The sequence below is a fragment of the Mesobacillus foraminis genome, from assembly GCF_004340465.1.
GTDB lineage: Bacteria > Bacillota > Bacilli > Bacillales > Cytobacillaceae > Mesobacillus_B > Mesobacillus_B foraminis.
Genome location: NZ_SLVV01000035.1, coordinates 1 through 1,284, shown reverse-complemented (window position 1 = coordinate 1,284; position 1,284 = coordinate 1). Strand labels below are relative to the sequence as shown.

Genomic DNA, 1,284 nt, shown 5'->3' with positions numbered 1-1,284 from the left:
CTGATCATCTTTCAGGGATCTTACTAGCTTGCGCTATGGGAAATCTCATCTTGAGGGGGGCTTCATGCTTAGATGCTTTCAGCACTTATCCCTTCCGCACATAGCTACCCAGCGATGCCTTTGGCAAGACAACTGGTACACCAGCGGTGCGTCCATCCCGGTCCTCTCGTACTAAGGACAGCTCCTCTCAAATTTCCTGCGCCCACGACGGATAGGGACCGAACTGTCTCACGACGTTCTGAACCCAGCTCGCGTACCGCTTTAATGGGCGAACAGCCCAACCCTTGGGACCGACTACAGCCCCAGGATGCGATGAGCCGACATCGAGGTGCCAAACCTCCCCGTCGATGTGGACTCTTGGGGGAGATAAGCCTGTTATCCCCGGGGTAGCTTTTATCCGTTGAGCGATGGCCCTTCCATGCGGAACCACCGGATCACTAAGCCCGACTTTCGTCCCTGCTCGACTTGTAGGTCTCGCAGTCAAGCTCCCTTGTGCCTTTACACTCTGCGAATGATTTCCAACCATTCTGAGGGAACCTTTGGGCGCCTCCGTTACATTTTAGGAGGCGACCGCCCCAGTCAAACTGCCCACCTGACACTGTCTCCCGCCCCGATCAGGGGCGCGGGTTAGAATTTCAATACAGCCAGGGTAGTATCCCACCAATGCCTCCACCGAAGCTGGCGCTCCGGCTTCCAAGGCTCCTACCTATCCTGTACAAGCTGTACCAAAATTCAATATCAGGCTGCAGTAAAGCTCCACGGGGTCTTTCCGTCCTGTCGCGGGTAACCTGCATCTTCACAGGTACTATAATTTCACCGAGTCTCTCGTTGAGACAGTGCCCAGATCGTTACGCCTTTCGTGCGGGTCGGAACTTACCCGACAAGGAATTTCGCTACCTTAGGACCGTTATAGTTACGGCCGCCGTTTACTGGGGCTTCGATTCAGAGCTTCGCTTGCGCTAACCCCTCCTCTTAACCTTCCAGCACCGGGCAGGCGTCAGCCCCTATACTTCGCCTTGCGGCTTCGCAGAGACCTGTGTTTTTGCTAAACAGTCGCCTGGGCCTATTCACTGCGGCTTTTCCGGGCTATTCACCCTAAAAAGCACCCCTTCTCCCGAAGTTACGGGGTCATTTTGCCGAGTTCCTTAACGAGAGTTCTCTCGCTCACCTTAGGATTCTCTCCTCGCCTACCTGTGTCGGTTTGCGGTACGGGCACCATTCATCTCGCTAGAGGCTTTTCTTGGCAGTGTGGAATCAGGAACTTCGGTACTAATTTCCCTCGCT

General features: G+C 54.8%; 1 rRNA gene. It reads right to left on the bottom strand.

The window, feature by feature from the left end:
• Positions 1-1,284 (bottom strand): 23S ribosomal RNA (locus EV146_RS26695); the annotation flags it as partial.